Origin of the sequence: Lentzea sp. HUAS12, assembly GCF_024125735.1 — a bacterium.
Classification (GTDB): domain Bacteria; phylum Actinomycetota; class Actinomycetes; order Mycobacteriales; family Pseudonocardiaceae; genus Lentzea; species Lentzea albida.
Genome location: NZ_CP099738.1, coordinates 4317835 through 4335851, shown reverse-complemented (window position 1 = coordinate 4335851; position 18017 = coordinate 4317835). Strand labels below are relative to the sequence as shown.

The following is an 18017-nucleotide window of genomic DNA, read 5'->3' as shown; positions in this document are numbered from 1 at the left end:
GCAACACTTTCGAGCGATATCCCAGGCAACTCTTTCGAGTGAACGTGAGCGGCTTTCGTCCCGATTCGTCAAGATCGATGAAGTACCTTGCCGCGGTGCGGGAAACGAACACCGTGACGATCGTCTGCGGCACAAGACCGGAACTGATCAAACTCGCGCCGCTCGTGGAACACCTCGGCAGCGCGTGCACCATGATCTACACCGGCCAGCACTACGACCGCTCGATGTACTCGCTCATCCGCCGTGATGTGCCGGAACCGGGCGGCTTCCACGAACTGCGGCTCGGCGGTCTGCGCCGAGGCGACCAGCTCGGCCGTGCCGTCTCGGCCGTGGACGAGGTGCTGGCCTCCGAACGCCCGGCCGCCGTGGTCGTGCAGGGCGACACGACCTCCGCGCTCGCGGGGGCGTTGGCCGCCAACGCCTGCGACGTGCCGCTGGTGCACGTGGAGGCGGGCCTGCGCAGTTACGACCGCGCGATGCCCGAGGAGCACAACCGGGTGCTCATCGACCACCTCTCCGACCTCTGCTGCGCGCCGACGTCGTTGAACCGCGACAACCTCCTGGCCGAAGGCGTCGCCGCCGGCCGCATCGCCGTCACCGGCAACACCGTCGTGGAGGCACTGGCCCACGCGCTGCCCTCGCCCGAGGAGGAGGACGCCGTCCTCGGCGACCTGGGCCTCAAGCACGACGGCTACGTCCTCGCGACGATCCACCGCCCCGAGAACGTCGACGACGCCGCGAACCTCGAGACCATCCTGCGCCAGCTGGGCGAGCTGCCGCTCCCCGTCGTGCTCCCGCTGCACCCGCGCACCGCCCAGCGCGTCACCGCGTTCGGCCTGGGAGCGCTGCTGCACGGCCTGCAGGTAGTCGAACCCCAGCCGTACCGCCCTTTCCTCGCCCTGGCCCACGCCTCCGCCGTCATCGTGTCGGACTCGGGCGGGATCCAGGAGGAGGTGAGCGTGCTCAAGCGGCCGGTCGTGGTCGTGCGGCGCAGCACCGAACGTCCGGAGATCGAGGGCACGTTCGGCACCCTCGTCCCGCCCGGCCCGCTCGTGAGCACCGCGGTGCTGCGCTGGCTCGACGACGTGGAATCCCACCGCGCGGCACTGCGCGAGATCCCCTCGCCGTACGGGACGGGTTCTCCGTCGGCACTCATCGCGTCGGCGGTGCGCACGATGCTGGAGTCCGCCCGCTGAACCGGGCGGTGTGGCCGCGCCCCCCTACGCCGCGGCCACACCTGGTCTCAGAGCCGCACCAGCGTCATCGGCTGGTCCGGACCGACCTCCTCGGCGGCGGGTTCGTCGGACGCCGGCACCCGCAAAGCCCGTCCGGACGCGAAAACGGACTGCCAGGTGTCCCACACGGCGATGAGCGCCGCGGACAGCACCACCGACGCGGCGACGGCGAGCACGCCGTCGTCCTCGAGCAGCACCACGGCGGCGACGACCGCCCAGAGTTCGACGGCCGTGAAGACGACCGCGAACAGCACCCGTTCGGTGTGCTTGCGGCGTGCGCGCGCCATCTGCTTGCGGGAGCCGGGTTCCGGCACGGTGTGGCGCTTCATGGTCTCTCCCCTGGTGACTGCTGGTGGCCTGTGCACCAAGGGAACCGCGACCACGCCGCAACGTCTGCGTCAAATGCCGCAGACCGCGCGCAGTTCGTCCTCGCGCAGGATCTCCACGTGCGAGCGCCGGGTGGCGATGATCCCGGCCTCCCGCAACGTTTTCAAGGCCCGCACCAGCGTCTCGCGCGAGATCCCCGCGATGGCCGCGAGCTCGCGCTGGCTGAGCGGCACGGTCGCGATCATGTCGCTGACGTCGCGGTGCGCGAGCCCGAGCAACACCCCCGCGACCCGCTGCAACGACGGTCCGGTCCGCAGGTCCTGCTGGTCACCCGCCGCCCGGGCACGCGACACCACGACCCGCAGCACGGCCCACACGACCCGCGGATGCCTTTCACACAGCCGGATGAAGGCGTTGGCGGTGATCAGGATCCCCTCGACGTCGTCCACCGCCGTGAGCGTCGCCGACCGCCCCTGCCCGTCGATCGCCGCGACCTCACCGATGATGTCGCCGGCCCCGCGCACGGCCAGCAGGGTCTCGTCGCCGTTGAGCGCGAACCGGCTGACCCGCACCCGCCCCCGCGACACGACCAGCACGTTCCGCGTCTCGTCCCCCTGGTGGCAGATCACGGTGCCGGGGCCGAACGTCCTGCGGGTCGCCGCCGCCAGCATCGCCGCGCGTTCGGTCTCGTCGAGCATCCCCCAGAACGACCGGCCGATCCCCATGCTTCCATGATTCACGGAACAGCTCGGCGGTCACTGCCCCGATCGATCTAATCGCACCCCGTTCGCACCGGTGCGCGTAACGGTCCGCCACGACCACCCGAAAATCCCGGCGGGGCACGCCCGTGCCCGCTGCTCTCATCGGCTGAAATCTCCGGCGGAGCAGTCCGAGTGCTCCTCGGTGTGAAGGGAATCCTGCTGTAGTAACGCACGAGTGTCTGCTGTGCGAGATCCCGCGGGGTGGAACTGGGCCTTGTGCGTCAAACGGCGCGCAGCCCGGCCGGGTCGGTCTGGTACACGACGAATCGGCTCGCCGGTAGCAGCCGGCGTCATGTCGTGGAGAGGACGGTCGTGCCCCACTCGCCACCGACCGAACACCGGACGATCGTCGCGGTCGACGTCGCCGAGTTCACCCGTCCGGACCGCACCGTCGCGGACCAGATCGCGGTGCAGGAGGGCCTGTACGGCGTGTTGAGGGCCGCGCTCACCGCCGCGGGCGCGGTCGTGGACGAGTGCGACATCGAGGACCGCGGCGACGGCGCCCTGATCCTGATCCCGCCGTCGGTGTCCAAGAGCGAACTGGCCGACAAGCTGCCCGACCGTCTGGCCGCCGAGATCCGCCGCCACAACGCGACCCACGCGCGACCGGCCCAGTTCACGCTCCGGGTGGGGTTGCACGCCGGGGACATCCGCAAGAACGCGAACGGCTGGGTCGGGAACGCCGTGGTGCAGACGTTCCGGATCCTGGACTCGGAGGAGGCGAAGACGGAGTTGAGCAGATCCGGGCAGCTCGTCGCCTTCATCGCGAGTTCCTACTTCTACGACGAGGTCATCAGCCAGGACCCCGGCAGCGCACCGGAGTCGTACCGCCGCATCGACGTCTCGGTGAAGTCGTTCGACGGGTACGCGTGGCTGCGGCTGCACGGGGGGCGCTGGGAGGCCGGCGCGTCGCCGCCGGCGCTGGTCGCCGGTCCGGCGCACGACGACGTCGTCGTGCGCTCCCTGTTCCCCGCGGACGAGATGAAGGTGCTGGAGGCGCTGCTCTCGGGCGTGGAGACCGATCGCCTGCCGATGCTCGTCCGCCGCGCCACGCGGGCGAGGATTCCCCTGCCCCGTTTCCACTCGGTCTGGGAGGCCTTTCTCAACCTGGCCGACGTGAACGCGGATTCCGACGGAATTCCTCCTGCCATCGAATTACTCGAACTGCTCGCCGAGGAGCTCGGTGCCGACACCGCGGCCGAACTGACCGAGTGGGTTTCGCAGAAGATCTACAACCTTCGACGCACCGAGCAGCGGCAGGAACGCCGGGAGTCGAGGAACCCGATACCCGAGCAGCCGTTTCTGCACCTGATGATCGTGGTCGAACTGGACGCGATAGACGAGACCAGGTGCGTGCTCTCGTTCTGGCGTCAGGAAGATCCGCTCGAATGGCCGCCGCCGCGCGGGGGACCGTACGAGCTGGCCGTCGGTGAACTGGAACGGCGAATCGACGAGGTGATCGTCAAGGCCGAGAGCGAGTGGTCGGACCAGGCCGTTTCGGTCGCGCTGGAATTCGTGATGCCCAGGCCGCTGCTCCAAATGCCGATCATGGCGTGGCGCAAGGAATACGGGTCTGGTTACCCACGCCCGCTCGTGTACGACTATCCTTTGGCGCTCAGATCTCTAGAACGAATGCGGTCCGCTCACTGGCACCGGATTTGGCGCATGAGGTGGGAGTCGGCTGTGGACGACACCCCGTCGATTCGGCGAATTCACCCGTACGGGCCAGCTGAAGCCAGGGAGAATCCGATCGACGCCGTGCTGAGCGAATCCACGTGGGTTGGAATGGTCATGGACGAGCCGCCTTCCGCGCATCCGGATCCGAGCTCCGGGCCCGATGCGCTGACCGCCGCGTTGCGGGCCGGTGTGCCCCTGGTCGTCTGGCACCCGCGCGCGAGCGCCGAGGACCTGCGCGACCTCGTCGGCCGGCTCGTCACCGGTGAGGGCGGCATCTCCGGGGTGCCGGGCCGCCACCGCGCCGCGCGCCTGGCCGCCACGGAGGACGACCTCATCCGCAACCTCGTCGTGCTGCTCGACGACCCGAACCGGAAGATCGGACCCGGCGGACCTCCTCCGCCGACGTCGAGTGGGGGCCTCGAATGAGCGTGCGGGAACACGGCCGGGACAACCGCAGGGCGGGACTCGACGCGCCGGACTGGTGGATCTACCGGGGTACCGGCAGGGAGATCCACGACATCGATCTCGGCGAGATACTCCCGCCTCCTCCTCCGTGGCGCGACTTCCAGGGCGGCCCCCTCCCGGTGGACGACGTGCCACCGGGCGACGACGGCGAAGCGGATCGCCGGCTGGGGCCGGAGATCAACCTGGCGGAGTCCGACGTCGACGCGCACGAACTCGACGTCGTCAACGCGGCCCTGTACCTGCGCCGCCCGCTGTTGCTGACCGGCAAACCGGGAGTGGGCAAGTCCTCCCTCGCCTGGCGGGTCGCCAGGGAACTGCGTCTGGGCCGCGTGCTCAGGTGGTCGATCACCAGCCGCACGACGCTGAGTTCCGGGCTGTTCGACTACGACGCGATCGGCAGGGTCCAGGCGGCCGCGAGCCGCGCGCAGTCGGGGAACGCCGAAGAGGCACCCATCGGTGAGTTCGTCCGGCTCGGGCCGCTGGGCACCGCGTTCCTGCCGCGCCGGCTTCCCCGTGTCGTGCTGATCGACGAGCTCGACAAGTCGGAGTCGGACCTGCCCAACGACCTGCTGAGCATCTTCGAGGACGGCGAGTTCGTCATCCCGGAACTGGCCCGCGTGCGCAACCAGACGCGTGAGGTCACCGTCCACACGAACGACCCCAACGGGACCGCGACGGTCGTGGACGGCCGGGTCGCCTGCCGCGCGTTCCCGATCGTCGTCATGACCAGCAACGGCGAGCGCGAGTTCCCGCCCGCGTTCCTGCGCCGCGTGCTGCAACTCGAGATCAAGGACCCGACGGTCGAACAGCTGGCCGCCATGGTGGCCAACCACCTCCTCGACGAGCGGGGAGAACACCGCGACCGGCTGGTGCGCGAGTTCATCGCGAAGAGCCGCGCGGAGGGCGGGCTGCCCGCGGACCGCCTGCTGGACGCCGTGTACCTCGCGACGTCCGGGGCGTACCAGCCCGACGACCTGGCGTGGCAGCGGTTGCTCGACTCGTTGTGGCGCAGACTGACGGAGCTGTGACGTGGACGGCTTGGAGGGTCTGGGCTGGACCGACGTCGGGGACGTCGTGTGGCTGGCCGCCGCGATGGGCGGCGGCGCACCGGAGAACCGGGAGGACGACCTCGGTGATCCGGATCCACCCGTTCCCGTGAGGCCGCCGCCCGTCGAGTCCGTGCGCGAGGAACCGTCCGCGCCCGTCGAACCCGAGTCCGAACCCGAGGACGTTTCCGCCGCTGAGCCTCCGGCCGTCCCGGAGCAGGTGGAGGCCGAGGCGGAACCGGCCGAGCTCCCACCGGGTCATGACGACGAGGAACGCGGGGAGCTGCCGCCGGCCGCGGTGGTGGCGCCCGCTCTCACCGAGATGCTGGAGTGCTTCCGAGCGTTGCGGCCGTTGAAGCGCGAGGTCCCTTCTTTCCGTTACGGCTCAACGGTCCTGGACGAGGTGGCGACCGCGGAACAGGTGGCGAGCACCGGCACGTGGTGGCCTATCACCCGGTCGTGTCCGGAGCGGTGGCTCGATCTGACCGTCGTTTTGGACGACAGTCCGTCCATGTCGTTGTGGCGGCCGAAGGTCGTCGCGTTCCTGGAGATGCTCGCGCGGCTCGGAGCCTTCCGCACGATCCAGTTCCGCTTGGTCGACGTCGTCCGCGACGGGGAGGGCACGGAGGTCCCGGTGTTGCGCGGTGGTACGCCCGGTGCGCCCGCGCGTGACCCGGCGGAGGTGCTCGACGTCTCCGGCCGCAGGGTCATGCTGCTCGTGACGGACGGCGTCGGCGGCGTGTGGCGGCCGGACCTGCTCAACCCGATGCTCGCACGGTGGGCGCGGTCCATGCCCGTGAGCGTGCTGCACCTCCTGCCGCAGTGGCTGTGGGGCCGTGGTTCCGTGCCGCTGCACCGCGCGAACCTGACCGTGCCGGCCGCGATGCGCCCCAACCGCCGCTGGACCTACGACCTGCCCGACGCGTGGCTGGAAGAGGACCCGCAGGCGCACCTGCGCAACGGTGCCGTCGCGGTGCCCGTGATCGAATTGCAACCTCGTTACCTGAAGTGGTGGGCGCGCTTGATCACGACGGGCCACCGCGGCCCGGCCGCCGGAACGGTGGTGCTCGCCACCCGCCAGACCGCGGCCGCGACCAATGGCGACCTGTCGGCGAAAGAGCACGTGGGCAGGTTCAGAAGCCTAGCCTCACCACCCGCGCTCCGGCTCGCGACGTTGCTGGCGGCGGTCCCTGCGCACCCCGAAGTCGTGAAACTCATTCGCCATCAATTCGTCCCGGAGGCGAAAACCGAGCACCTCAGCGAATTGCTTTTGAGCGGAGTGGTGCACTATTCTCCCGTCGGCCGTGGAGTTCCTGCTTGGGACTCCACTGCTTTCGTCTTTCCCGAGAAAGTGCGAGAACTGCTGCTCAGCGGCGCTCGGCGGTCCGAAACCGCGGGTGTCGTGCAAACGGCTGCCGCGGTATTCGGGGATCGTATTCCGGCACTGAGACGTCTCCGTGACGCCATAGTGGATCCAGACAACACCCCGGACCCCGTTCCCTCTGTTTCGACAGCCGCTGAAGTCGGGCTCCAGCGTGCGGTGATGGGAGCGTTGTCGGGTCCTTACCTCTCACGCGCTGATCGGCTGGGCGATGCTGTGAGACGCGGCGGCGGCCATGCTGAATCAATCAAGCCCAGTGAGCCTAGGATAGCGAGCAAGAAAATGTCCGATGCGGCCGAGCGCGCCAGCACGACCACGGTATCCGAACCACCCGCGTATTCCGCATCGAACGCGGCGCAATCCGCCGGGTCGCGCGACAACGACCTCCCCGAGGTGAGCGGTATGACAGTTCTTCCCGCTTCGAGCTCGAGGACGTTTCACGAGCGGAGGTCGGATGATCCTCCCGTCATCTGGGGAAATGTCCCGCCGCGAAATCCGAACTTCACCGGCCGCGAAGAACTGCTGGACCAGCTGGGCAAACGCCTGACCGCCGGTGGTGCCACCGCGGTGCTGCCGTCCGCGCTGCACGGCATGGGCGGTATCGGCAAGACGCAGATGGCGACCGAGTACATCTACCGCCACCTGCAGGACTACGACCTCATCTGGTGGATCGAGGCGGCCCGGCCGACCCAGATCCGCGCCGGTCTCACCGAACTCGCGCGTCAGCTCGGACTGCCCGGCGCCACCGAGGCGAACACCGCCGTCCCCGCCGTCCGCGAGGCCCTGCGCGTCGGCCGGCCGTTCCGCCGCTGGCTGCTCGTCTTCGACGCCGCCGAGAGTCCCGAGGAAGTGCGCCCGTTCTTCCCCGCCAACGGTCCCGGCGAGGTGCTGATCACCTCCCGCAACCCGGACTGGGCAGGCGTGGCCAGGCCGCTGGAACTCGCGGTGTTCGACCGGCAGGAGAGCATCGAACTGCTCGGCAAGCGCGGCCCGGAGATCGACGAGGCGGACGCGGACGTGCTCGCGGAGAAGCTCGGCGACCTGCCACTGGCGGTCGAGCAGGCCGCGGCCTGGCGTGCGGTCACCGGCATGCCCGTGAGCGAGTACCTGCGGCTGTTCGACGAGTCCGTCGCGGAAATCCTCGACACGTCCGCCCAGACGGACTACGAGCGTTCGGTCGCCGCCGCCTGGAACGTGTCGTTCGACGAGCTGAAGAAGCGCAACCCGGCAGCGCACCAGATCCTGCACATCTGCGCGTTCTACTCGCCGGAGCCGATCTCCCGCGACCTGTTCACCGGCGTCAGCCGGGTGTCGATCTCCCCGGAGCTGGACGCGGCCCTGCGCGACCCGATCAAACTCGCCAGGGCCATCCGCGACATCAACCGCTACGGCCTGGCGAAGATCGACCACGGCAACAACACCCTGCAGCTGCACAGGTTGGTCCAGTTGGTGCTGCGCAACCGCACCATGGCGCCGCAGCTGCACGCGCAGATGAAGCACGGGGCGCACCAGCTCCTGGCCAGCCTCGACCCCAACGACCCGGATTCGAGCAAGCACTGGTCGCGCTACCGCGAGCTGCTGCCGCACGCCTACGCGTCCGACATCGTCGAGTGCGACGAGGACTGGCCCCGTCAGCTCATCATCAACGTGATGCGCTTCCTCTCCGCGTGGGGCGACCACGACGAGGCCGCGCGCCTGGCCGAGCGGGTCAGCGAGGCGTTCGAACGCAAACTCGGCCCCACCCACCCGCAGTCGTTGTACGTGGCCGCACGCCTCGGCTTCTACCTGTGGGTCGTGGGCAGGTACGAGGAAGCCTCGCGGATCAACCAGCGCACCCTGCAGCGCCAGATCTCGGTGACCGGTGAGGACAGCGAGGAGGTGCTCACCGTCCAGGCCAACGTCGTGACCGACCTCCGGGCACAGGGGGACTTCGCCACGGCGGCGAAACTGAGCGAGGAGATCCTCACCAAGTCCAGGCGCCTGTTCGGGGACGACGACCCGGAGACCCTCAAAGCGGCGTACCAGCACGGCATCAGCCTCCGGCTGTCCGGCGAGTACGTCGCGGCGGCCGAACTCGACCGCGACACCGCGGACCGCCGCAGCGAGGTGCTCGGACCGGACCACCCGAGGACGGTCAGCAGCTACTCGGCGGAGATCGTCGACAGGCGCGAGGCGGGCGAGTACATGCGCGCCCGGATCGACATGGAGAAGTTCGCCGAGACCTACCGGATGCGGCTCCCGGCGGACAACCCGACGCAGTCGACCCGGTCGTTCCTGCTGTCCGTGTTGCGCCGCAAGGACGGCGACCACGAGCGGGCGCTGGAGCTGTCGACTCCGGCGCTGGCCCAGTTCACGCTGCTGTACGGGCACGACGACCAGACCCGGTTGGCCTGCGCCGTGGCGCATTCGATCGATCTTCGCCACGCGGGGGAACTGGTCGCCTCGAAGGCGCTGGGCGAGGACACGTTCGAGCGGTACCGGCGCGTTCTGGGTGAAGACCACCCGCACACCGTTCTCGCGACCGTCGACCTGGCGGTGACGATGCGGCTCAAGGGCGAGGTGGCCGAAGCACGGGAGCTCGACGAGCGGGCTTCGGAGCTCTTCCGCGGCCGACTCGGTCCGAACCACCCCTACGCGATCATCGCCACGATCAACCTGGCGAGCGACCTCGCCGCCCTCGGCGAGACCGAGCAGGCCATCGCATTCGGCCAAGATGCCGTGGAGCGCGGTAACAGGGTGTTCGGTGTCAACCACCCCACCTTGCTGGCGGCGTCGCTCAACCTGGGACACGACCTCCGGGCGGCGGGCCGCCTGGAAGAGGCCGCCGTCCACCACGGGCCGGTGCTGGAGAGGTATCGCAAGGTGCTGGGCGAGGGACACCCCGGCACGATCGCCGCGATCAAGGGGATGAGGGCGAACTGCGATATCGACCCGCTGCTGATGTAGCGGGCCTCAGCCGGAGACGAGCTGGCCCAGCCACCGGGCGAGTTGCTCCGGCGTCGGTACGTCGCGTGCGGTGCGCCGGAGTTCCCGGTGCACCGCACGCACCATTTCCGGGCAGTGCAGCAGTGCGCGCGCTGCCGGGTTGGGGCCGGCCGCGTTCAGGGCGAGTCCCAGTCCCACGAGCGACACGGGCCGGTCGGGGTCGGCGTGCAGTTCCGCGCGGTAACCGGAGGCGGCGTCGGCGTGATGCCCGGCGATCAACGCGAAGTCCGCCTCGGTGGCACCGGGCACCGACCGCCACTGTTCACGGCCCTCGTGGCTCATGCCGAGGCGCAGCAACGTGGCCCGGCTTCGCGACCACGGTCCGTCCGGCACCGGCGTCGGCGGGAGATCGGCGGGCGGCAGGACGACCGGCGGCCGTGCCCTCCCCGCCAGCCAGGCGCCGGCCGTCGCGGAGACGATCGCGGGATCCGGCCGCAGGTGCCGCAGGAGCCAGCCGGCCCGGTGATCGGCGGCGAGCAGTCCGGTCAGTTCCAGGACGTCCTCGGGCACCGGATCCTGCTGCCAGGGTCCTAGCACCTCGGCGATGCCGTCCAGGAAACGTCGCCCCGCGTCGGTGAGGGTCGCGTCCTTGCGCAGAGTGAGCAGGGTCCGCCACGTCTGGCCACGCCAGTGGGCGAACTCGAACGCCGCCCGCCGCGATGCACTGGATCGGGCCGCACTGCGCCAGAACGCGGTGACTCCGAAGAACGCGTACACGCCCTGATACGCACCGCTCAGAGGGCGCGGATCGTCCCGCCACGGCACGTAGATCCTCTCCGTGCGGTCGTTCTCGTACAACCGCGCCAGGTGCAGAACGCCGCCCAGCACGATGTGCTGGTGCTCGTGGACCAGCGTGGCGGCCAGGTCCGCGGCGTCCTCGGGCAACCCGATCACGGCGCTGCCGAAGGCCTCGCCGGTCGACGCGCTCGGGTTCTGGAAGGGCACGTTCGGCTTGGGCACCACGGAGTCCAGACCGGCGGCGATCATCCCGGCCAGCTCCGGCGTGGCGCCCCGCAGCAGGTCCCACGACTCGCTCAGCAGACGTCGCCACGTCCTGGTGTCGGCGCTGCTCAGCCGGTCCGGCGGAAGCGGCTCGTGCAGCCCGCGGTAGGGATCGAGGTCGTCCAGGGTCAGCGAGAGCCGGTTCGCCGCGTCGCCCGCCCGGCACGTCCGCAGTGCCCACCAGCCGGGGGAGTCGGTGCCGAGTCTCGCCGGCAGCCGGACCTCGCCGCTCTCACCCCGGACCACGTAGCGTCCACGTCCACCCGTCACCACGGCCGTGCAGAAGCGGTCCGCGGCAGGCAACCGCGCTGTCCCGAGCGAGGGCAGGACCGCGTTGCCGTCCCACACCGGTATCCGCATCTCGAAGTCCAGATCGGCTGTGATCGCGGCCGCGGCCGCGAGCGCGTGCACGTGGCCGAGGTGGATCCACAGTGGACACACACCGTCCATGTCATTGGTCAGCAACCTGGTCGAGTACCCGGCCCAGCTTCCGGTGTAGGGGTGGGCGAACACCTCGTCCAGCGCCACCGGTGACACGTTCTCGACTCGCGCGAGCAGGTCCCAGACCGCTTCGAGCGGCGGCAGCGGCCCGAAGGCCCCCGGCGTTTTCGCCGACGCTTCGAGCAGCGCGTGCACCAGGAGCTTGCGTCTGCTGAGTTCGGCTCCGCGCAACCGGGCGATCATGGACGCGTCGCCCTGCAGGCGGGCGAAGGCGTCGAAGTCGGCCCACGGCATGCGGTGGAAGGGGGTGGGCTGCGGCATGGTCAGTCGATTCGCTCACCGCCCGAATCGGTGCTGCTTCTGTAGCCGCCGCTGACGAGCGCGGCTCGTTCCACGACGTGCCGCAGGGAGTGGCGCAGGAGGGCGCTGTCCAGGTCGCGCAGCCTCGTGAAGGGGACGCCTTCGAGATCGATCAGCGCGGATTCCAGGTCCGGCTCCAAGCCCGATGAGCTCATGGTGTCGATTCCCCTCACGCCGAGTGCCGGTCAGTGCAGGCGATTCCATGATGGCGCAACAATGAGGGCTTCAGGTAGACCGATGCCTTGCGTTTCCTTGCGCCGAAACGAGCAACTGATGCTGCGGCAGGCGTTGTTGACCTGGAATTGGACAGGAATTGGAGACTTTCCCGGTGGGGTGTGCTCGACCCGGTCGATCGTGAGCAGGCCGGCGCGGGCTCGTCGCTCCGCCTCGTGTCCTTTGTGGACTGCGATTCGACCTGGAGGACCGAGCCGTGCCCGACCGACCCGAGATCGTCTGCCTCTGCGGCTCCACCCGGTTCGCGGAGGAGATGCGCGCGGTGAACCGCGACCTGACCTTCGCCGGTGTCATCGTCGTCGCGCCCGGCGAAGCGGACGAGGTGATCACCGGTGAGCAGAAGGCCGCGCTGGACTCACTGCACCTGCACAAGATCGACCTGGCGGACCGGGTCCTGGTGGTCAACCCAGGCGGGTACGTCGGCGAGTCCACGGGCAGGGAGATCGCGTACGCCCGCGCCACCGGCAAGCCGGTCTCGTTCACCGATCCCGGCTGATCGGCGGCGCGGTGGGCATCTCCACCGTCACGCCCGGGGCGTGCCGGCCTGGGAGGACGCGGGCTGCCCCTTCAGTTCGCTCTTCCGCCGGGTCAGCACCAGCGGGCCGTCTTCGGTGATCGCGACCGTGTGCTCGGAGTGCGCCGTGCGCGAGCCGTCGGCCGAGCGCAACGTCCAGCCGTCCTCGTCGTAGACGATCTCGTCGGTGGTGGCGGCGAGCCACGGCTCGATCGCGACGGTCAGGCCCGGCTTGAGCTTCATGCCGTGCCGGCGGCGGCCGTTGTTGGAGATGTGCGGCGCCTCGTGCATGGTCCGGCCGATGCCGTGGCCGCCGAACTCCAGGTTGGGCGTGTACCCGTACTGGCCGCACACCTCGCCGATCGCCGCCGAGATGTCGCCGATGCGGTTGCCGACCTGCGCCGCCTCGATCGCGGCCGCTAGTGCCACCTCGGTGGCCTGGATCAGGCGCTGGTCCTCCTCGCGCGGCGTGCCGACGATGACGGTCATGGCCGAGTCGGCCGCCCAGCCGTCGATGAGGACGGCGATGTCCATGGTCAGCACGTCGCCGTCGGCCAGCACGTAGCTCTTGGGCAGGCCGTGCAGCACCGCGTCGTTGACCGCCAGGCAGGTGACGTTGCGGAACGGCCCGCGCCCGAACGACGGCGAGTAGTCCCAGTAGCAGGACACGGCGCCGCGTTCCTGCAGCATGTGGCGCGCGTGGTGTTCGAGGTCGAGCAGGTTCACACCCACCGCGGCCCTGGCGGAGAGCTCGTCGAGCACTTCCGCGATGAACTGGCCGGTGACGTGCATGCGCTCGATCTCGGCGGGGGACTTGAGCTCGATCAACGTGTTCCTCCATCAGCGGTTACCGGTATAACTATACCGGCTTCGCGGAACCGGCTGAACAACACCACCCAGGAGGGGGACGCGCGTTGCATCCTCCCGGCCGCGTCACCACAGTGCCTCATCATGAAGCAGGTGTTGCAGCACAGGATCGACTCGACCTTCGCCCACTACGACGTGAACCGCAACGGCGTCATCGAACTGGCGGACATCTACGCCCTCGCCAACCGCCTGCTCCAGGCGTACGGCGAGCCCGCCTCCTCCGAGCGGGGCCGCGACCTGGTCGAGGCCTACGACAGGTTCTGGGAGATGCTCGCCGACCACTGCGACACCGACCGCGACGGCCGCATCGGCCCGGAGGAGTACCGCGCCGCCATGATCGAGGCCTTCGTCGAGGGCGGCCCGATCAACATGGACTTCCTCGAGGTCGTCCAGTCCCTCCTCGTCCTCATGGACACCAACGGCGACGGCCGCGTCGACGCCGCCGAGTTCGGGGTGCTGCTGAAGGCGCGCGGCCTGTCGGTGGAGGAGTGCGCGACCGCGTTCCTGCACCTCGACACCGATGGCGACGGGGCGATCAGCGTGCAGGAGTACGTGGCGGCGGTGCGGGACTACTACACGAACCCGGCGGAGGACACGCCCGGCAGCTGGCTGTACCCGAAGGCGCTGCAGCGCGCCTGAGTTCGTGGGGGCGCGGGCGTCACGTGCGCACGGCCGGTCGGCCTCCGCGCGCCGCTAGGGTGACCCGATGGTCACCCGAGCGGAACGCAACGCCTCGAACCCCGACCTGGGAGTCCTGTCGGGCCGCCTGCTGTTCGCGGTGCAGCGGGAGCTCTTCGAGAAGCTCGCCGACCTGGGGTTCGGCGACCTGAAGCACCGCCACGGCGCGGTGCTCGCCTACCTCGACCCCGACGGGGTGCGTGCGACGGACCTGGCGCACCTCTCGGGGCAGCACAAGCAGATCATCGGCACGCTGGTCGACGAGCTGGAGGCGCTCGGCTACGTCGAGCGCCGGCCCGATCCGAGTGACCGCCGGGCGAAGCTCGTCTGTCCCACCGGCCGCGGGCTCGCGCAGATGAAGGCCGCCGACCACATCATGGCCGCGATGCAGGAGCGGCACGCCGAACGGGTCGGCGAGGACGAGTACGCGCGGTTCAAGCACGTGCTCGTGGACATCACCGAGCACCAGCGGCTCGTGGAGCGACCTGGATTTGGTCAAGAATCGTGACTATCATCGATTCATGACTACTTCGGTGGAACTCACCCGCTTCCGCGTGGCGCCCGAGAACGTCGAGGCGCTGCTGGCCGCCCGGCCGGGCATGGTCGCCGACTTCGAGGCCGACCGCGAGGGTTTCCTCGGCGCGCGGCTCGTGCGGCTGCCGAACGACGAGTGGCTCGACATCGTCGAGTGGCGCTCCTCCGAGGACTACGCCGCGTCCAGCCGGAAGGGGCCGAACCTGCCGGGTATCAAGGCGTTCTTCGACGCGATCGACTCGCTCGTCTCCGCGGAGGAAGGGGTGCTCGGCCTCGTGTCCGCAGGCGAGGCCGAGCCCGGCGCCGAGCCGCCTGCCTAGAGGCAGCGGTAGCTGGACGCCGCCTTCGGGTCGCCGTACACGTACCGGGACACCTTCGGGTACGCGCAGAGGTCGCGGGTCGAGCCGGCCGCGGCGGCCGTGAGGGTGGCCGGCGCCTTGCCGCGTTCGACCCAGTCGACCAGCTGGCCCAACGCGTTCGTGGGCTGAGCGCCGGCGCCGCCGGAGCAGTGGTCGACGCCCGGAGCGGTGAACAGGCGGTAGAAGTCGTCGACGTGGCCCATCCGCCGCTCGACGGCGTCGCGGTACCGCAGCGTGCCGCCGGGCGGGATCAGCTGGTCGTTGGTGCCGACGAACGTGATCAGCCTGCCGCCCGAGCGGCGGAACGCCGACAGGTCCGGGTCGGAGGTGCCGATGACGCCGTCGTACTCGCGCACCGACTGGCGGAACAGGTCGCGGTACTGGGCGTAGGTGAGCTTCGAGGTGTCGAAGCCGGGCTGCTTCAGCAGGAAGCTCTGCACCCACAGCGCGGCGACGGGGAAGCCGGGACCGGACGCGCCGGGCAGCGTGCCCGCGAGCCACACCGGGTCGGCGCCCTTCGGCAGGCCCGGCCAGAGGCCGCGGCCGCGCTCGTCGGTCGGGCCGTCCCAGATCTTGCGCATGACGTCGGCGTCGGCCTTCGTCACGGTGATCTCGGTGCCCTCGCAGAGGATCTTCGCGCCGATGAGCTGACGCGGGTCGTAGCCGCAGCGGTCCGGGCGGTCGACGATGCCGTCACGGACGCGGTCATTCGCGTCGCACGCTTCCACGGCCGCCTTGCGGAACGCGTCGAGCACGCAGTTGCTGACGACGTGCCCGTCGTTGCCCTGCACGACCTGTGGCCACAGGGTCGCGACGGCGAACTGCGCCCAGTTGACGGCGGGCGCGTTGGCGAGGACGCCGTCGTAGTCTTCCGGGAAGTGCTGCGCCTCCGCGTACCCCTGGCGGCCGCCGGTCGAGCAGCCGTTCCAGTACGAGTAGGTGACCGGGCGCTGGTAGTGCCCGCGCACGACCTGCTTGGCGATCACCGCCGCCTCGTGCACCGACCGCGTGGCGAAGTTCGTCAGCAGGGTCTGGTCCACCGAGCCGTTCCGGAGCGCCCAGCTGGTGTCGAGGGCGTCCAGCACCCCGGCGTCGGTCGTGACGGCCGCGTAGCCGTCCTCGACCGCCTGCTCGAACGGCGCACCGGTGTCGCCGGCGGCGTAGGCGCTGCCGCCGACGCCCTGCAGGCGGCCCGTCCAGTTCTGCGGCAGCCCGACGACGACCTTCACGTGGTCGCCGGTGTGGATGAGCGTCACGGTGATCTCGCAGTGCGCCGGACGGCTCACGGCGCCCACGGACTCGATCTTCGCGCCCGCCGGGGCGGTGACCGCGACCGCCGCGCAGTCGGGGGTGCTCGCCGAGGCGGGCGCGAGTGGCGCCAGGCCGGTCAGGAGCAGGGTTGTAGCCAACAACTTCGTCAGTCGTCTCACGCCGCGCGACGCTAGGCGGGGCTCCGGAACGCTCGCGCCCGTCAGGTGACGCTGCCGGTGTACGTCACCGGACCGGGTGACAGACTTCCACGCATGCGCGAGGTGGGCAACAGACGCTACCGGCTGGACCGCGAGCTGGGCCGGGGCGGCATGGGGGCGGTGTGGCTGGGGAAGGACACCGTGCTCGGCCGCGAGGTCGCGGTGAAGGAACTGCTGCTGCCCCAAGGCGTCCCGGCCGCGGAACGCGCCGTCTACCGGGAACGGGTGCTGCGCGAGGCGCGCATCGCGAGCCAGTTGCAGGACCCCGCCGTGGTCACCGTCTACGACCTCATCTCCGAGGACGACCAGACGTACATCGTCATGGAGCTGATCAACGCCCCGACCCTGGAGTCGCTGGTCGAGAGCTCCGGTCCGCTGGGCGTCCGCGCGGCCGCGAGGCTGGCGGGGCAGCTGCTGAACGCGCTGGAGGCCGCGCACGCCTCCGGCGTCGTGCACCGGGACGTCAAGCCGGGCAACGTGATGGTGCCCGGCAGGGGCACCGCGAAGCTCACCGACTTCGGCATCGCCCAGGCCGTCGACGACCCCAAGCTGACGGCGACCGGCACGTTGATCGGCTCGCCCGCCTACATGGCGCCGGAACGCCTCGCGGGCGGTGACGCCTCACCGGCGTGGGACCTGTGGGCGCTGGGGGCGACGCTGTTCTTCGCCGTGGAGGGCCGCGGCGCGTTCGACCGCCCGACCACCTCGGCGACGATCCTCGCGGTGATGAGCGAACGCCCGGTGCCCCGCGTGACCGGCCCCCTCGGCGAGCTCATCACCGGCCTGATGGAACCCGATCCCGCCCGCAGGACCGGCGTCGAGCGGGCACACCGCCTCATCGAGGCGGCGCTCCTCGCGGAGACCCACGCGTCCAGGCAGACCGGGCCGGTGGCGGACGGCAGACCGACCGTGGCCGGTCCGGCGTTGGGCGCGGTGCTCGCGACGCTGCCGGCACAGGGCCCGCCGCCACCGACTTCGGGCCCCGTGGCGATCGGCCGGTTCACCCCGCCCCCGACGTCGGGTCCCGTCGCGATCGGCCGGTTCGCCCCCGCCCCGGCCTTCCCGGTGCCCCCTCGCCGGAAGCGCCCCGTCGGAGCGATCCTCGCCGGAACCCTGATCCCGCTCTTCCTCGTCGGCGCGCTGGTCCTGCTGTACTTCACCGTGTTCAAGCCGATGTTCACGAGCTGGGGCCTGGGCACGCCGGACGGCCCGGCGAGCACGCCCGCGATGCAACCCGTCCTGACCATCGGGCCGGGTGGCGACATCGCGGACGGCGTGGTGTCGATGGCGTTCCGCAGGTCCTGCCTCACCTGGGTGCCGGCCAAGGACGTCCGCAAGATCGAGTCGAAGGACCGCGTCGGCTGCTACGCCGAGCACGACGTCGAGGTGCTCGACACCGTCCTCGCCAACACCGAGATCGAGAAGGACGTGCCGTACCCCGGCGCCGAGGAGCTCACCAGGATCGGCGGCACCGGGTGCACCCGCACGTTCCTGTCGGACAAGGTGAACGGCCAGGACAAGGAGAAGACCCTGCGTTACTGGGTGGTCATCCCGACCGCGGAGGCGTGGAAGGTGAAGACGGAGAACGGCTACCGCAGCTCCGACCGCCTGATCCACTGCTTCGTCGGCAAGGCGGACGGGACGAAGCTGGTCGAGCCGCTGATGAAGGACTAGGAGGGGAC

General features: G+C 70.2%; 15 protein-coding genes. 9 read left to right on the top strand and 6 right to left on the bottom strand.

Annotation, left to right across the window (positions count from 1 at the left end; translation table 11 throughout):
- The first annotated feature begins 95 nt into the window (after positions 1-95).
- Entirely contained in the window at positions 96-1196 is a 1101-nt protein-coding gene (gene wecB, locus ND450_RS19155; RefSeq protein ID WP_253327429.1) for a non-hydrolyzing UDP-N-acetylglucosamine 2-epimerase, read from the top strand.
- Positions 1197-1243: 47 nt separating this feature from the next.
- On the opposite strand, the gene ND450_RS19150 is transcribed toward wecB, so the two are convergent.
- Both ND450_RS19150 and ND450_RS19145 read right to left on the bottom strand, forming a co-directional pair.
- Positions 1244-1564, bottom strand: a complete 321-nt coding sequence (locus tag ND450_RS19150; protein WP_089919399.1) for a hypothetical protein — start codon at positions 1562-1564, stop codon at positions 1244-1246.
- 69 nt (positions 1565-1633) lie between these two features.
- Positions 1634-2287: a Crp/Fnr family transcriptional regulator gene (locus ND450_RS19145; RefSeq protein WP_253327428.1), complete on the bottom strand. Its 654-nt coding sequence runs from the start codon at positions 2285-2287 to the stop codon at positions 1634-1636.
- Between the two features lie 348 nt (positions 2288-2635).
- Between ND450_RS19145 and ND450_RS19140 the strand changes: the two genes are divergently transcribed.
- The 3 genes from ND450_RS19140 to fxsT are packed head-to-tail and all read left to right on the top strand — an operon-like array spanning position 2636 to position 9838.
- Complete coding sequence (locus ND450_RS19140; protein WP_253327427.1) at positions 2636-4426, top strand: hypothetical protein; 1791 nt, start codon at positions 2636-2638, stop codon at positions 4424-4426.
- Positions 4423-5493, top strand: a complete 1071-nt coding sequence (locus ND450_RS19135) for a MoxR family ATPase (protein ID WP_253327426.1) — start codon at positions 4423-4425, stop codon at positions 5491-5493. The genes ND450_RS19140 and ND450_RS19135 overlap by 4 nt, the downstream gene beginning before the upstream one ends.
- 1 nt (position 5494) lies before the next feature.
- Positions 5495-9838, top strand: a complete 4344-nt coding sequence (fxsT, locus tag ND450_RS19130; protein WP_305885224.1) for an FxSxx-COOH system tetratricopeptide repeat protein — start codon at positions 5495-5497, stop codon at positions 9836-9838.
- Positions 9839-9844: 6 nt separating this feature from the next.
- Here fxsT and ND450_RS19125 read toward each other — a convergent pair whose 3' ends face one another.
- A complete protein-coding gene (locus ND450_RS19125) occupies positions 9845-11641 on the bottom strand; it encodes an HEXXH motif-containing putative peptide modification protein (protein WP_253327425.1) in 1797 nt (598 codons plus the stop codon).
- Positions 11642-11643: 2 nt separating this feature from the next.
- Positions 11644-11835: a hypothetical protein gene (locus ND450_RS19120; protein WP_253327424.1), complete on the bottom strand. Its 192-nt coding sequence runs from the start codon at positions 11833-11835 to the stop codon at positions 11644-11646.
- Positions 11836-12110: 275 nt separating this feature from the next.
- Between ND450_RS19120 and ND450_RS19115 the strand changes: the two genes are divergently transcribed.
- Positions 12111-12410, top strand: coding sequence for a hypothetical protein (locus ND450_RS19115; RefSeq protein ID WP_253327423.1), 300 nt, complete (start codon positions 12111-12113; stop codon positions 12408-12410).
- A 27-nt stretch (positions 12411-12437) separates the two neighbouring features.
- Here ND450_RS19115 and map read toward each other — a convergent pair whose 3' ends face one another.
- On the bottom strand, positions 12438-13256 hold the full coding sequence (gene map / locus ND450_RS19110; protein WP_253327422.1) for a type I methionyl aminopeptidase: 819 nt from the start codon (positions 13254-13256) through the stop codon (positions 12438-12440).
- A 123-nt stretch (positions 13257-13379) separates the two neighbouring features.
- On the opposite strand from map, the gene ND450_RS19105 reads away from it, so the two are divergent.
- From ND450_RS19105 to ND450_RS19095, 3 genes are all read left to right on the top strand, one after another.
- Positions 13380-13934, top strand: coding sequence for an EF-hand domain-containing protein (locus ND450_RS19105; protein WP_253327421.1), 555 nt, complete (start codon positions 13380-13382; stop codon positions 13932-13934).
- Between the two features lie 67 nt (positions 13935-14001).
- A complete protein-coding gene (locus ND450_RS19100; RefSeq protein WP_253327420.1) occupies positions 14002-14481 on the top strand; it encodes a MarR family winged helix-turn-helix transcriptional regulator in 480 nt (159 codons plus the stop codon).
- A 13-nt stretch (positions 14482-14494) separates the two neighbouring features.
- Entirely contained in the window at positions 14495-14827 is a 333-nt protein-coding gene (locus tag ND450_RS19095; protein ID WP_253327419.1) for an antibiotic biosynthesis monooxygenase, read from the top strand.
- Here the strand turns inward: ND450_RS19095 and ND450_RS19090 are convergent.
- Positions 14824-16296: a tannase/feruloyl esterase family alpha/beta hydrolase gene (locus ND450_RS19090; protein WP_253327418.1), complete on the bottom strand. Its 1473-nt coding sequence runs from the start codon at positions 16294-16296 to the stop codon at positions 14824-14826. The genes ND450_RS19095 and ND450_RS19090 overlap by 4 nt on opposite strands.
- Before the next feature lie 93 nt (positions 16297-16389).
- Between ND450_RS19090 and ND450_RS19085 the strand changes: the two genes are divergently transcribed.
- Positions 16390-18009, top strand: coding sequence for a serine/threonine-protein kinase (locus ND450_RS19085; RefSeq protein ID WP_253327417.1), 1620 nt, complete (start codon positions 16390-16392; stop codon positions 18007-18009).
- Positions 18010-18017 lie beyond the last annotated feature (8 nt).

Excerpts from the sequence above, each read along its gene's own strand:
- ND450_RS19150 (WP_089919399.1), bottom strand. The coding sequence starts at position 1,564 with ATGAAGCGCCACACCGTGCCGGAACCCGGCTCCCGCAAGCAGATGGCG.
- ND450_RS19145 (WP_253327428.1), bottom strand. The coding sequence starts at position 2,287 with ATGGGGATCGGCCGGTCGTTCTGGGGGATGCTCGACGAGACCGAACGC.
- ND450_RS19135 (WP_253327426.1), top strand. The coding sequence starts at position 4,423 with ATGAGCGTGCGGGAACACGGCCGGGACAACCGCAGGGCGGGACTCGAC.
- ND450_RS19125 (WP_253327425.1), bottom strand. The coding sequence starts at position 11,641 with ATGCCGCAGCCCACCCCCTTCCACCGCATGCCGTGGGCCGACTTCGAC.
- ND450_RS19120 (WP_253327424.1), bottom strand. The coding sequence starts at position 11,835 with ATGAGCTCATCGGGCTTGGAGCCGGACCTGGAATCCGCGCTGATCGAT.
- ND450_RS19105 (WP_253327421.1), top strand. The coding sequence starts at position 13,380 with ATGAAGCAGGTGTTGCAGCACAGGATCGACTCGACCTTCGCCCACTAC.
- ND450_RS19100 (WP_253327420.1), top strand. The coding sequence starts at position 14,002 with ATGGTCACCCGAGCGGAACGCAACGCCTCGAACCCCGACCTGGGAGTC.
- ND450_RS19095 (WP_253327419.1), top strand. The coding sequence starts at position 14,495 with ATGACTACTTCGGTGGAACTCACCCGCTTCCGCGTGGCGCCCGAGAAC.
- ND450_RS19085 (WP_253327417.1), top strand. The coding sequence starts at position 16,390 with ATGCGCGAGGTGGGCAACAGACGCTACCGGCTGGACCGCGAGCTGGGC.